At 66.3% G+C, this 12,261-nt stretch carries 11 protein-coding genes; 6 read left to right on the top strand and 5 right to left on the bottom strand.

The window, feature by feature from the left end; all coding sequences use genetic code 11:
- Window positions 1–17: 17 nt before the first annotated feature.
- The 3 genes from HCZ97_RS09000 to HCZ97_RS08990 all read left to right on the top strand — a co-directional run bounded on the left by HCZ97_RS09000 (window position 18) and on the right by HCZ97_RS08990 (window position 2,845).
- Window positions 18–689 carry a 4-carboxy-4-hydroxy-2-oxoadipate aldolase/oxaloacetate decarboxylase gene (locus HCZ97_RS09000; RefSeq protein ID WP_167688373.1) on the top strand — a complete coding sequence of 224 codons (672 nt, stop codon included), beginning with the start codon at window positions 18–20 and terminating at the stop codon, window positions 687–689.
- Window positions 690–771: 82 nt separating this feature from the next.
- Window positions 772–1,833, top strand: a complete 1,062-nt coding sequence (locus HCZ97_RS08995; RefSeq protein WP_167688372.1) for a 4-oxalomesaconate tautomerase — start codon at window positions 772–774, stop codon at window positions 1,831–1,833.
- Window positions 1,834–1,960: 127 nt separating this feature from the next.
- A complete protein-coding gene (locus tag HCZ97_RS08990; protein ID WP_167688371.1) occupies window positions 1,961–2,845 on the top strand; it encodes an NAD(P)-dependent oxidoreductase in 885 nt (294 codons plus the stop codon).
- Between the two features lie 69 nt (window positions 2,846–2,914).
- Here the strand turns inward: HCZ97_RS08990 and tcuB are convergent, their stop codons facing one another.
- From tcuB to HCZ97_RS08975, 3 genes are read right to left on the bottom strand one after another with little or no spacing between them, the layout of a single operon-like run.
- Window positions 2,915–3,994 carry a tricarballylate utilization 4Fe-4S protein TcuB gene (tcuB, locus tag HCZ97_RS08985; RefSeq protein WP_167688370.1) on the bottom strand — a complete coding sequence of 360 codons (1,080 nt, stop codon included), beginning with the start codon at window positions 3,992–3,994 and terminating at the stop codon, window positions 2,915–2,917.
- On the bottom strand, window positions 3,984–5,378 hold the full coding sequence (gene tcuA / locus HCZ97_RS08980; RefSeq protein WP_167688369.1) for an FAD-dependent tricarballylate dehydrogenase TcuA: 1,395 nt from the start codon (window positions 5,376–5,378) through the stop codon (window positions 3,984–3,986). Before tcuA ends, tcuB begins: the two co-directional genes overlap by 11 nt.
- Before the next feature lie 23 nt (window positions 5,379–5,401).
- Window positions 5,402–6,052, bottom strand: a complete 651-nt coding sequence (locus HCZ97_RS08975) for a GntR family transcriptional regulator (protein ID WP_167688368.1) — start codon at window positions 6,050–6,052, stop codon at window positions 5,402–5,404.
- Between the two features lie 65 nt (window positions 6,053–6,117).
- Here HCZ97_RS08975 and HCZ97_RS08970 point away from each other — a divergent pair, with 65 nt between their 5' ends.
- Both HCZ97_RS08970 and HCZ97_RS08965 read left to right on the top strand, forming a co-directional pair.
- Window positions 6,118–7,182 (top strand): AbrB family transcriptional regulator, encoded by a 1,065-nt coding sequence (locus HCZ97_RS08970; RefSeq protein WP_167688367.1) that lies wholly within the window; start codon window positions 6,118–6,120, stop codon window positions 7,180–7,182.
- Window positions 7,183–7,194: 12 nt separating this feature from the next.
- Window positions 7,195–8,985, top strand: coding sequence for a gamma-glutamyltransferase family protein (locus tag HCZ97_RS08965; RefSeq protein ID WP_167688366.1), 1,791 nt, complete (start codon window positions 7,195–7,197; stop codon window positions 8,983–8,985).
- Window positions 8,986–9,005: 20 nt separating this feature from the next.
- On the opposite strand, the gene HCZ97_RS08960 is transcribed toward HCZ97_RS08965, so the two are convergent.
- Window positions 9,006–10,364, bottom strand: coding sequence for a sensor histidine kinase (locus tag HCZ97_RS08960; RefSeq protein ID WP_167688365.1), 1,359 nt, complete (start codon window positions 10,362–10,364; stop codon window positions 9,006–9,008).
- Window positions 10,361–11,029, bottom strand: coding sequence for a response regulator transcription factor (locus HCZ97_RS08955; protein ID WP_167688364.1), 669 nt, complete (start codon window positions 11,027–11,029; stop codon window positions 10,361–10,363). Before HCZ97_RS08955 ends, HCZ97_RS08960 begins: the two co-directional genes overlap by 4 nt.
- A 114-nt stretch (window positions 11,030–11,143) precedes the next feature.
- On the opposite strand from HCZ97_RS08955, the gene HCZ97_RS08950 reads away from it, so the two are divergent.
- Window positions 11,144–12,235 carry a tricarboxylate transporter gene (locus HCZ97_RS08950; RefSeq protein ID WP_167688363.1) on the top strand — a complete coding sequence of 364 codons (1,092 nt, stop codon included), beginning with the start codon at window positions 11,144–11,146 and terminating at the stop codon, window positions 12,233–12,235.
- The last annotated feature ends 26 nt before the right edge of the window (window positions 12,236–12,261 follow it).

Below are 12,261 nucleotides of genomic sequence, written 5' to 3'. Positions count from 1 at the left end.
GAAGAAGGAGCCAGAGCATGGCTGTTGTCGTTCAGAACATTCCCCGCGCCGACCAGGCGATCATCGACGCGCTCGGGCAGGCGGGTGTTGCCACCGTGCACGAGGCGCAGGGCCGTATCGGTTGCCTTCAAAGCTACATGCGCCCGATCCAGCAGGGGGTGAAGATCGCCGGCTCTGCCGTGACGATCTCTGCCGCGCCGGGGGACAACTGGATGGTCCACGTGGCGATCGAGCAGCTGAAGGAGGGCGATATCCTGGTGCTGGCACCGACCTCTCCCTGCGACAACGGCTATTTCGGCGACCTGCTGGCGACCTCTGCCCAGGCGCGGGGCTGCCGCGGGCTGATCATCGATGCCGGCGTGCGCGATACCCATGACCTGCGCGAGATGAACTTCCCGGTCTGGACCAAGGCGATCTCCTGCCAGGGGACGGTAAAGGAAACCCTGGGCTCCGTGAACGTCCCGGTGGTCTGTGCCGGCCAGGCGATCAACGCGGGCGACATCATCTGCGCGGATGACGACGGGGTCTGCGTGGTGCGCCGAGAGGATGCCGAAGAGGTGCTGAAGAAGACGCAGGCGCGACTGGATGCGGAAGAGGCCAAGCGGGTGCGGCTGGCGAACGGCGAGCTGGGCCTTGATATCTACGACATGCGGTCGCGGCTGGAAGCCAAGGGGCTGAAGTACATCTGAAGGCCGGGGGAGAGGGGGCCAGCCCCCGTCCGCCGCTGGCGGCCTCCCCCGAAGTATTTCCGGCCAGATGAAGGAGGATCGGATGAGCGACATGGATGGAATTCCCTGCATCTGGATGCGGGGCGGGACCTCCAAGGGGGCCTATTTCCTGGCGAGTGATCTGCCGGCGGAGGAAAGCGCGCGGGACGATGTGCTTTTGCGCATCATGGGCAGCCCGGATCCGCGGCAGATCGACGGGATTGGCGGGGCGGATCCGCTGACCTCAAAGGTGGCGATCCTGGCGCCCTCCAGCCGGGCGGATGCGGATGTGGATTACCTGTTCCTGCAGGTCTTCGTGGACCAGGCCTTGGTGAGCGGGGCGCAGGCCTGCGGCAATATCCTGGCCGGTGTCGGGCCTGCGGCGATCGAGCGTGGGCTGGTTGCGGCCGCGGGCGATGTGACTTCGGTGCGCATCCACATGCTGAACACCGGCGAGGTGGCCGTTGCCAAGGTGGAAACCCCGGGGGGCAAGGTGAATTACCACGGCACGGCGACGATCGACGGCGTGCCGGGCAGCCATGCGCCGATCCCGCTGATGTTCACAAATATCGCCGGGTCCATGACCGGCGGGGGTGTCATGCTGCCCACCGGCACCGGGGTCGACATGGTGGAAGGCGTAGCCTGCACGCTGATCGACAACGGGATGCCCTGCGTGATCATGAAGGCCAGCGACCTGGGTGTGACCGGCACGGAAAGCCGGGAGGAACTTGAAGCTGATGCCGATCTGAAAGCCAGGGTGGAGGCGATCCGCCTGAAGGCCGGCCCGATGATGAACCTTGGGGACGTGACGGAGAAATCCGTGCCGAAGATGACCCTGGTCTCTGCGCCGCAGTCGGGCGGCGCGATCAGCACGCGCAGTTTCATCCCGCATCGCTGTCATGCCTCCATCGGGGTTTTTGCTGCCGTGACCGTGGCAAGCGCCTGCCTGGTCGAGGGCAGCCCGGCGGCCGAGCTGGCGGTGATCCCGCAGGATGGGCGCTTTGCGATCGAGCATCCCTCTGGCGCGGCGGAAGTGCTGATCGAGACGGATGAGAGCGGTGGGATTGTCGCGGCCGGAACGCTTCGCACGGCGCGCAAGCTTTTCGCGGGGATGGTCTTTCCCTGAGGCCCGGGCCGGGTTGCGAGGACAGACGTCGCTGTCGCAGGCAAGATCCGGGGAGGGTGGCGCGGGGTGACCGTGTTGCCCGCCCCGCAGGAGAACGCGCCCGCAGGACGGCGCAGGAGGAGGACGAATGAAGATCACTTTCATCGGTTTCGGAGAGGCGGGCTCGGCCCTGGTGACAGGCTGGGGCGCGGCACGGCCGGGGGCGATTTCCGCCTATGACATCAAGCTGGAAGATCCCGCGACCGCCGGCGAGATCCGCTCGCGATGCGCGGGCCTGGACGTGGCCTGCGTCGAGACGCTGGAAGAGGCGCTGGAAGGCGCGGACATGGTGTTCTGCACGGTGACCGCGGATCAGGCCGTCAGCGCGGCCACGGCCGCCGCGCCGCTGCTGGGGCAGGGCACCACCTGGCTGGATCTGAACTCCTGCGCGCCCTCGTCCAAGCAGGTCTCTGCCAAGCGGATCGAGGATGCGGGCGGGCGTTACGTGGACGTGGCGGTGATGGCGCCGGTTCACCCCAAGCTGAACATGGTGCCCTTGCTGATCTCCGGCCCGCATGCGGCAGAGGTCGCCCCCGTTCTTGAGGCGATGCCGCTGAAGCTGCGTGTCGTGGAGGGCGAGGTTGGCGCGGCGAGCTCAATCAAGATGGTGCGGTCGATCATGGTGAAGGGGCTGGAGGCGCTGACTGCGGAATGCACCCTGGCGGCCCATGCGGCGGGCGTTGCGGAAGAGGTCTTCCCCTCGCTCCGGGACGGGAGTCCGGGGATCGATCTGTACCAGCGTGCGCCCTACAATTTCGAACGCAGCATGGTGCATGGCATTCGCCGCTCTCACGAGATGGAAGAGGTGGCCAAGATGCTGACGGACCTGGGGCTGCCCAACGGCATGGCCGCGGCCACGGTTGACTGGCAGCGGCGGATCGCAGAGGCCGGCGCGCCGGTACCGGAGGGCGGCGAGGACGGGGATTACCGCGACTTTGCAGAGGTGCTATTGCCGAGGATCCGCAAGGGCTGAGCGCACCTCAGGGGGAGGCGGGAAGGGCGGGGATTTCCCCGCCCCTTGGTTTTCGCGCTGTTGGCGGCTTCAGATGCCCTTGCCCTGCGCATCGCGCACCAGCGCCGCCATCCGGTAGAAGCCATGGGCCATCTTGGAATAGGGCGTGGTCAGGAAGAAGGCGAGCACCGCGCCAAGGTGCAGGGCGAGCAGGGCAGGGACGGCGCCCGTGCCCGTGGCCGCGTAGAGTACCAGGCCGGAGAAGCCGGTCAGCCCGAGCAGCAGGACAAAGGCCATTTCTCCGCCCCAGGCCGTGTGCGTGCCAAGTTCCGGATCTGCCTTCGTCTTCAGCACCGCCAGGCCGATGCAGCCGAGGGTCAGCAGCAGGCCGCCCGGGATGCCCAGCAGCTTGGGCAGGGAGTAGATTGCGTAGGGGGCTTCCAGGCCGAAGAGGTAATGCATGACCGTGCCGCTGCAGGTCGCGGCGAAACACAGCAGGAAGCCCCAGAGCACGGCCTGGTGCGCATGGCGGCGGGCCTGGCTGAAGCGGTTGCCCTTTTCGAAGTTGCAGCCCTTGCCATGGCCGCCGTCGAGGTTGCGCATCCTTGCGACCGAGAGGCTGGCGTCCTTCAGTTGCGCCAGGGTGATCCGGCCACCGCCTGTTTCCCGCCAATAGGCGCGCAGGCCCATGGCAAGCGCGAGGGCAGGGAAGGCGAAGGCGGGCAGGAAGATCGCCACCATGATGCCGTGCGACAGCGCGGCGTAGAACCCTGCGCCGCTAGCGGGCGTCAGCGTAGCCACCGCCCAGAAGAGCGCCGCGATTCCCAGCACGAAAGCCGCCGCAAGGGCGACGCCGTGGCGTTGGAACAGCTTGGCGGGGGCTGGCGGCCAGGCGAAGCGCTCCCAGCTTTCGGTGCGGGCCTCTGCCAGGATCCCGGGCAGGTTCAGCGCGAATTCATGCGGTTCAGTGTACTGGCAGGCGTAGTAGCAGCCCCGGCAGTTGTGGCAGAGGTTGGCCAGCTGCGTGATATCCCCGGCCCCGAAGGCGCGTTCCTTGAACATGGCCGGGAAGACCGCGCAATAGCCTTCGCAGTAGCGGCAGGCATTGCAGATCTCGATCTGGCGGGCGGCTTCTTCCTGCGTGGGGCTGAGGGGTGTCTTATCCAGCATGGGCGGCGGCCTCCTGTCCCGCGATACGTCCGAAAACGGTGCCGATGGTCATCCCGAAGCCGGCCAGGTAGCCCTGGCCCAGGATCGACCCGGCCATGATTTCCCCGGCGGCCCAGACATTGCTGAGCGGCCCTTCGGCGGTATGGACCTTTGCGCCCTTGTCGACCTTGAGCCCAAGGTAGGTGAAGGTCACGCCGGGGCGCAGGGAGTAGCCGTAGAAGGGCGGGTCCTCGATCGGGCGCGCCCAATTGGTCTTTGGCGGTTCCAGCCCTTCGGTCGCCAGGCCGTCCAGCTCTGTTGGGTGGAAGGCGCCGGGGCGGCAGGCGGCGTTGAAATCCCTGATCGTCGTCACCGTCGGGGCCACGGGCAAGCCCATCTTTTCGGCCAACTCCTCGATCGTGTCGGCCTTCACGGGGGGGAAGACGGAGGGCATGAAAAGCTCAAGGCTCTTGCTGTCGATGATGGAATAACCCACCTGGTCGGGCTGGGCGGCCACGAGGCGGCCCCAGATCGCGTAACGCTTGGGCCAGACATCTTCGCCTTCGTCGTAGAAGCGTTCACCGTCCCTGTTCACCACCACGGAGAAGGGCACGCAGTCCAGCCGCGTGACGATGCCGCCGTCGAACTTGGGTGCGCGGCCGTCGATGGCCACCGCGTGGCACTGGGTGGGGTCACCCACCGTGTCCGCGCCCTGTTCCAGCATGTCGGCCAGGATCTTGCCGCGGTTGTAGGGCGTGCCGCGGATCAGGAAGTTGCGCGCAGAGGGGCCCCAGGCGCGGGCCAGCCAGTCGATATTGCCCTGGAACCCGCCGGAGGCCAGCACGATGCTTTTGCCCTTCGCGGTCAGGCGCTTGCCGCCATGTGTGACCTCAACATGGGTGCAGGTGTCGCCGTCGATCCCGATGTGCTCCACCTCGGCCTCGTAAAGGACGGTGACACCCAGGTCGCTGGCGCAATTGTAATAGGCGTTGACCAGGGCCTTGCCGCCGCCAAGGAAGAAGGCGTTGGTCCGCGACAGGGAAAGCGTGCCGGAAAGCGAGGGCTGGAAGGCGACGCCGTGCCGTTCCATCCAGGGCAGGCAGCTTTCAGAGCTGCGGATGGTCATCCGGGCCAGGCTTTCGTCCGTCTTGCCCTTGGTGACCCGCATCAGGTCGTCAAGGTATTCGTCTTCGCCGTAGCTGTCGGTCAGCACGGAGAGCGGGCCGGAATGCATGCAGCGGAAATTCCGCGTGTGGCGGGAGTTGCCGCCGCGATATGGTTCGGGGGCGCATTCAAGCAGCAGCACCTTGTGACCGGCTTCAGCGCTTTCAATCGCGGCACAAAGCGCGGCATTGCCGCCGCCCACCACGATCACGCCCCAGTCCGTTGCCTCGATATCCGTCATGGTTCCTCCTCCGCTCGGGGTGGCTAGCCGCCGCGCAATTGCCGCAGGCGGGCCTTGTGCGCGGCTTCGATGTGCTGGCGCATGGCCTGTTCGGCCGCGTCCTCGTCCCTGCTGCGCAGGGCGGCTAGGATCGCCTCGTGTTCGCCAAAGGCCTCTTCGGCGCGGGCCTCTTCGGACAGCGTCGAGGGGCCCAGGATCAGCAGGGTGGTGTTCACGGCCTCTACCGCCTTGATCAGGAACCGGTTGCGGGCGGCGTTCAGTAGCCCTTCGTGGAAATGAAGGTTCTGGGTAAAGGCCCCGGCACCGTCAGGCGCAGCGGCCATGGCGCGGTTGATCTCATCCAACTCCTCGATCTCGACCGTGCTGGCGGTGCGTGCGGCAAAGCGGGCCGCCGTGCCCTCAAGAACGGTCCGCATCGCGTAGAGTTCGGTGATCTCTGCGTAATCGAGGGTCCGGATGGCGGCGCCCACGCGCGGCACATGGGTAACCAGCCCGTCGCTTTCCAGCTGGCGGATCGCTTCCCGGACCGGGGTGCGGGAAATGCCAAGCGTGCGGGCCAGCTCTGTCTCTGTCAGCCGGTCTCCGGGCTTCAGATTGCCTTCCCTGATCTGAGCCAGGATCCGAAGATAGGCGTCCTGTCCCTGGGGCAAATCCGGTTTTGTCTGGTCAGTCATGATACCTCCGCTTGCTTATTGAATACAGTTGGATACAATTGGATGCAATAGCTATGGTAGATCACATGACCGCAGTCCCGAAGACCCGCTCAGTTACCTCCCGCCGCGTAGAGACCTTTGCCATCGCGGCGGCGGGAACGGCTGGGTTCTGGTTGCTGAACCTGCCCTTGCCCTTCCTTTTCGGGCCGCTCTTCGCCAGCCTGCTGGCCGCCCTGATGCACCGCCCCCTGATCGGCTTCGGGCAGGTGTCCAAGGCGGCGCGCACGATCCTGGGCGTGGCAGTGGGATCTTCGCTGACGCCAGAGGTGGTGGCGCAACTGCCGCAAATGGCGGCCTCGGTCATCTTCGTGCCGGTCTACATTGCCGTCATCGGCCTGGTGGGAATGCCCTTCTTTCACAAGGTGACGGGCTTTGACCGGGTGACCTCCTGGTATGCGGCGATGCCGGGGGGCTTGCAGGACATGGTGATCTTCGGCTCCGAAGCGGGGGGCGATGCGCGGGCCCTGTCGCTGATCCACGCCACGCGTGTGGCGATCATCGTCACCCTTGCGCCGATCATCCTGCACTGGGGGTTCGGGGCAGAGCTGGACCAGCCCATCGGCGCACCGGCCGCAAGCCTGTCGCTGAAAGAGATGGGACTCATGGTGCTGGCGGCGCTGGTCGGCTGGAAGGGGGGCGAGCGCATCGGCCTGTTCGGTGCGACGATCCTGGGGCCGATGATCGTCACGGCGGTGCTGACCATGGCCGGGCTGATCCACACGCGCCCGCCGGCGGAATCGATCCTGGCCGCGCAGTTCATGATCGGCATCGGGATCGGCGTCGGCTACGTGGGCGTGACCCTGCGGGAGCTGCGCAAGGACGTGCTGGCGGGGGTTTTCTTCGTCATCATCCTGGCGGTCCTGGCGATCGTCATGACGGCAATCGTGGTGGGCCTGGGCCTGGCACCGGGGCAGGAGGCCTTCCTGAGCTTCGCTCCCGGTGGGCAGGCGGAGATGGCGGTGCTTGCCATCGTCTCCGGCGCCGACCTGGGCTTCGTGGTGGTCCATCACATCGCGCGGATTTTCCTGGTGATCACCTGTGCCCCGCTGGCGGCCCGGCTGTTTACCCGGCAGGATAAGTCGAAGACCTGAGGGGGGAGCGACATGAGTTTCACGACACGGCCCGAGTTGAAGGGCACCTACGGGGCTGTCGCCTCGACCCACTGGCTGGCAAGCGCGGTGGGCATGAAGCTGCTGGAGGCCGGCGGCACGGCCTTCGATGCGGCGGTTGGCATGGGCTTCGTGCTGAACGTGGTAGAGCCGCATCTGAACGGCCCGCTGGGGGATATGCCCGCGCTGATCTGGCCCGCAGGTGATGCCGCGCCAACCGTGATCTGCGGGCAGGGCTCGGCCCCCGCCGGGGCCACCATCGCCCATTACACCGCGCAGGGCATGGTGCTGATCCCCGGGGCCGGGCTGCTGGCGGCCGTGGTGCCCGGTGCCTTCGATGCCTGGATGCTGATGTTGCGCGACCATGGCCGACTGTCCCTGCGCGAGGTGCTGGAACCGGCAATCTACTACGCTGGCGAAGGGCATCCGGCGCTGCAGCTCATGGTGAATACCATCGCCGGGCAGGAGGATTTCTTCCGCAAGGAATGGCCGACCTCGGCAGAGGTCTGGCTGCCTGGCGGCAAGCGGCCCGAAGCGGACAAGCTGTTCCGCAATCCGCAGCTTGCGGCCTTCTGGACCCGGCTGCTAGAGGAAGCCGAAAGCGAAACCGCCCGCGAGGCCCAGATCGAGGCCGCCCGGCGGGCCTTCTACAAGGGCTTCGTGGCCGAGGCGATCGACGATTACGTAAGCTCCGCGACGCCGATGGACGGAGACGGCGAATACCGCAAGGGCGTGCTCACCGGCGATGACATGGCGGGGTGGCAGGCCAGCTATGAACCGGCTGTGAGCGTCGATCACAACGGCTGGGAGGTCTTCAAGTGCGGTGCCTGGACCCAGGGCCCGGCCTTGCTGCAATCGCTGCGGATCCTAGAGAACCACGACCTGGCGGCGATGGCCCCCCGCGGGGCGGAGTTTGCCCATCTTGTCACGGAAACCCTGAAGCTCAGCTTTGCCGACCGGGAGGCCTATTATGGCGATCCGCAGCACGGTACGATCCCCCTGGACCAGCTGTTATCCCAATCCTACGGGGCAGAGCGCGCGCGGCTGATCGGCGATCGTGCCTCGCTTGAGATACGGCCGGGCCGGTTGCCGGGCTATGATCACCAGGTGGACAGCTTCCTGCGCCGCGCCAAGCGCTTCGCGCAGGGCGATGCCGGGATCGGGGGCGGTGAGCCGACCATGGCGCATCTGTCCAACAAGGAAGGCGATACCGTCCACGTCGATGCGATCGACCGCTGGGGCAACATGGTCTCGGCCACGCCTTCGGGCGGGTGGCTGCAGAGCTCTCCGGTGATTCCGGGGCTGGGGGTGCCGCTCAACAACCGCGGCCAGATGTTCTGGCTGGAAGAGGGGCTGCCCACGTCGCTGGCCCCGGGGCGCCGGCCCAGGACCACGCTGACGCCTTCCGCGGCGCGGGCGCCGGATGGGACGCGGATGGCCTTTGGCACACCGGGCGGCGACCAGCAGGAGCAATGGCAGCTCAGCTTCTTCCTGCGGCTGGCCCATCACGGGATGAACCTTCAGGAAGCCATCGACGCGCCGCTCTTCCATACGGCCCACCTGCAGGCCAGCTTCCATCCGCGTGGTGTGAAGCCGGGCCACCTGATGGCAGAACCGCAGTTCGGTGAGGACGTGCTCTCTGCGCTGCGCGAACGGGGCCACAAGCTTGTCGTGTCGGAGCCTTGGGCAATCGGCCGTCTAACCGGCCTGTCCCGCGATCCCGAGGGGATGTTGCGCGGCGCGGCCACGCCGCGGCTGATGCAGGCCTATGCCATCGTCCGTTAAGCCCGCGCCCTAAGCGCGGCTCAGCCCAGCGGCAGGATCAGGTGCACGGCAAAACCGCAATCCTTGGAAGACACGCGCAGCTTGCCCTCATGCCGCTTGGCCACTGCTTCGGCGATGGCCAGGCCAAGGCCGCTGCCGGGCCCGGGCTGGGCCTGGCCGAAGCGCCGGACGATCTTGGGCAACTTGTCTTCGGGCACCCCGCGACCGTCATCGCGCACGCTCAGATGACAGGCCGCCCGGCTGCGGGTCAGCTCCACCGTGATCCGGGACATCGCGGGCCCGCCATGGACCAGCGCATTGTCGATCAGGTTGGTCACTGCTTCGCCCAGCATGACTTCCTCGGCGGGGATGACCATGGGATCCTCCGGCGTGACCAGGGTTAGGATCACGCCATGCGCCTGTGCCTCTGCCTGGAAGCTGGCGACGATCCGTTCCAGGACCGCTGTCAGATCCGTCGGTACCAGGCTTTCGCCCCCGCGTTCCGCCCTTGCGCGTTCCAGCGTCAGCAGCTTGTTGGCCAGGTCGCTGGCCCGTTCAGCAGCCCCCACCAGGTCCCGCGCGCGGGCGCGGGCGACTTCCACGTTGGGCGCCGTTTCGATCGACTCGCCGAGGGCCCGCAAACCGGCGATCGGATTGCGCAGCTGGTGCGCCGCATCCGAGATGAAAGCCGCCTGGGCATCCAGCGTGGCCGAAACCTTGCCGAACAGCGTGTTGAGCCGGTCGACGATGCCTGCGGCCTCTATTGGGACGGCGCGCTGGATCGGGTTCAGATCCTCAGAGGATCGGCGCGAGATCGCGTCCTCGAGGTCCGTCAGAGGCTTCAGGCCGTAGCGGACGCCGAACCAGACGAGCAGGGCAACGGCCAGGATCAGCAGGGCGATGACCAGCAGCGACCGCAGGGCCAGTTCCCAGGCGAAGGCGCCGCGCACGTCCAGGTCCTGCCAGACGGAGATGGTGAACAGACCGGTCATCCCGCCGATGGTGGTCACATCGCGCAGCCGCAGGACCCGCATGACCTTTCCCTTGTAGAGCCCGTCGAAGTAGATGAAGGCGTCATCCTCCGGCAGGCCGCGCAGGATCGGGGTGGGCGGCACGGCATAGCCGGTCACCAGCACCCCGTCCGGCCCGTAGACGTGGTAGCGGATCGGCCCGCCCGCAGCTTCATCCAGGATCCGCTGGGTCTGCAGGCGGATCGCATCGCCGTCCAGCAGCGCCACATCCTTGGAGACGGCAAGCCCGGTGGTCATCAGCGTCCTGTCGAAAAGCTCATCGGCTGTGTCATGGGCGACGCTGATCCGCCAGATGGCGATCACGCTGGCCAGCAGGATGAGCGGGCTCAGGATGATAATGAACAGGCGCAGGCGAAGGGAGCGTTTCATGCGCTTTCCTGCAACAGGTAGCCGATGCCGCGCCGGGTCCGGATATCGACGCCGAAGGCAGAGAGCTTCTTGCGCAACCGCGAGACATGGACCTCTACCGCGCTTTCCTCGACCGAGGCGCCGGTGCCGTAGAGGTGATCCAGCAGGTCCGACTTGGACACGGTGCGGCCCTGGGCACGGATCAGCGCCTCCAGCAGGGCAAGCTCCCGGCGGGGCATGTCCAGGGGCTGGCCATCGGCCTGGGCTTCGCGCGTGTCCGGCATGAAGCTGATGCGACCCACGGAGAGGGCTTCCTCAAGCGCGCGCCCTCCGCGCCGGGACAGGGCGCGCACGCGCGCCTCCAGCTCTTCCATCTCGAAGGGTTTCACAAGGTAATCATCCGCCCCGGCATCCAGCCCCGCCACCCGGGAAGGCAGGTCCGACATGGCCGTGAGGATCAGCACTGGGCGCCCATCGCCGCGCTGGCGCATGCCCTTCAGGATATCGATGCCGCCCATGCCCGGCAGCGTGAGGTCCAGGATGATCAGCTCGTTGCCATCGTCGCGCAGGAAGGCATCGGCGGCTTCGCCATCGCTCAGGATATCCACGGCGTGACCGCGGTCCTCCAGCCGATAGGCTATGCCCTTCGCAATGCTGTCGTTATCCTCGACGATGGCGATGCGCATTTTTATTTGACTCCGAAAGCTTCACGAAAGGTTCGTAGCTTAGCGTCGCCTCATCGGGCAAGCGGTGACTTGCCTGCGGGGACGTCGGGAGGGCGTTCCGAAAAGGAGGAAAACATGTCTATCAAATCCGCGGCGCTTGCCGCTTCTGTTTCCGTTGCTGCCGCTCTGGTGGGCACCAATGCCGTTGCGCTGGACCTGAGCGGCAAGACCGTCGAATACGTCATCCCCTTCTCTGAAACGGGGGGATCTGCTGCCTGGGCGAACTTCTATGCGCCGCTGCTCAGCAAGGCCTTGCCCGGCGAACCCACCGTGGTCGTGAAGTACATGCCCGGTGCCGGTTCCACCAAGGGGGCCAACTGGTTCCAGGAACAAACCTTCGAGGACAACCCCGGCACGCTGATCTTCGGCACCTCCGGGTCCACGCAATTCCCCTACCTGCTGGATGATCCGCGGGTGAAATACGAATACAAGGACTGGCAGGTCGTCTTGGGCTCCGGCACCGGCGGCGTGGCCTACCTGCCGCCCGACCTTGCCTCCGAGATGGACGGCATGGATGCCACGGGCCTGCAGGACACCGATTTCATCTGGGGCTCCCAGGGGGCCACGCGGCTTGACCTGGTTCCGCTGCTGGCCTGGAAGATGCTGGGCATGAACGTGGAGCCCGTCTTCGGCATCAAGGGCCGTGGCGATGGCCGCCTGATGTTCGAACGCGGCGAAGCCAACATCGACTACCAGACCAGCTCTGCCTACCTGAAAAGCGTCGTGCCGCTGGTGGAATCCGGCGATGCGGTGCCGATGATGACCTGGGGCGCGCTGGATGACGACGGCAATATCGTCCGCGATCCGACCTTCCCCGATATCCCGACCTTCAAGGAAGTCTGCGAGGCCACGCCTGAGTGCGAGACTTCCGGTGACGCATGGGATGCCTGGAAGGCCTTCTTCATCGCCGGCTTCCCGGCCCAGAAGATGATCTTCCTGCCCGCCGGCTCCTCCCAAGAGGTGATCGACACCTATACGGAGGCCTTCAAGGCCGTGACCTCGGCTCCGGATTTCGCGGACATGAGCGCCGATACCCTGGGTGTCTATCCGCAGGTCACCCTGCCGGCAGCCCAGAAAATGGCAGATCTTGGCACCAACGTAAGCCCGGAAGCCAAGGCCTACGTCAAGCAGTGGCTGGCCGACGACTACGGCGTGAAGCTTGACTGATCTGACCCTCTGAAACGCCTTCCACG

It is taken from the genome of Pseudooceanicola sp. HF7, from assembly GCF_011806405.1.
Classification (GTDB): Bacteria; Pseudomonadota; Alphaproteobacteria; order Rhodobacterales; family Rhodobacteraceae; genus Pseudooceanicola.
This window is presented reverse-complemented; position numbering and strand designations above follow the sequence as displayed.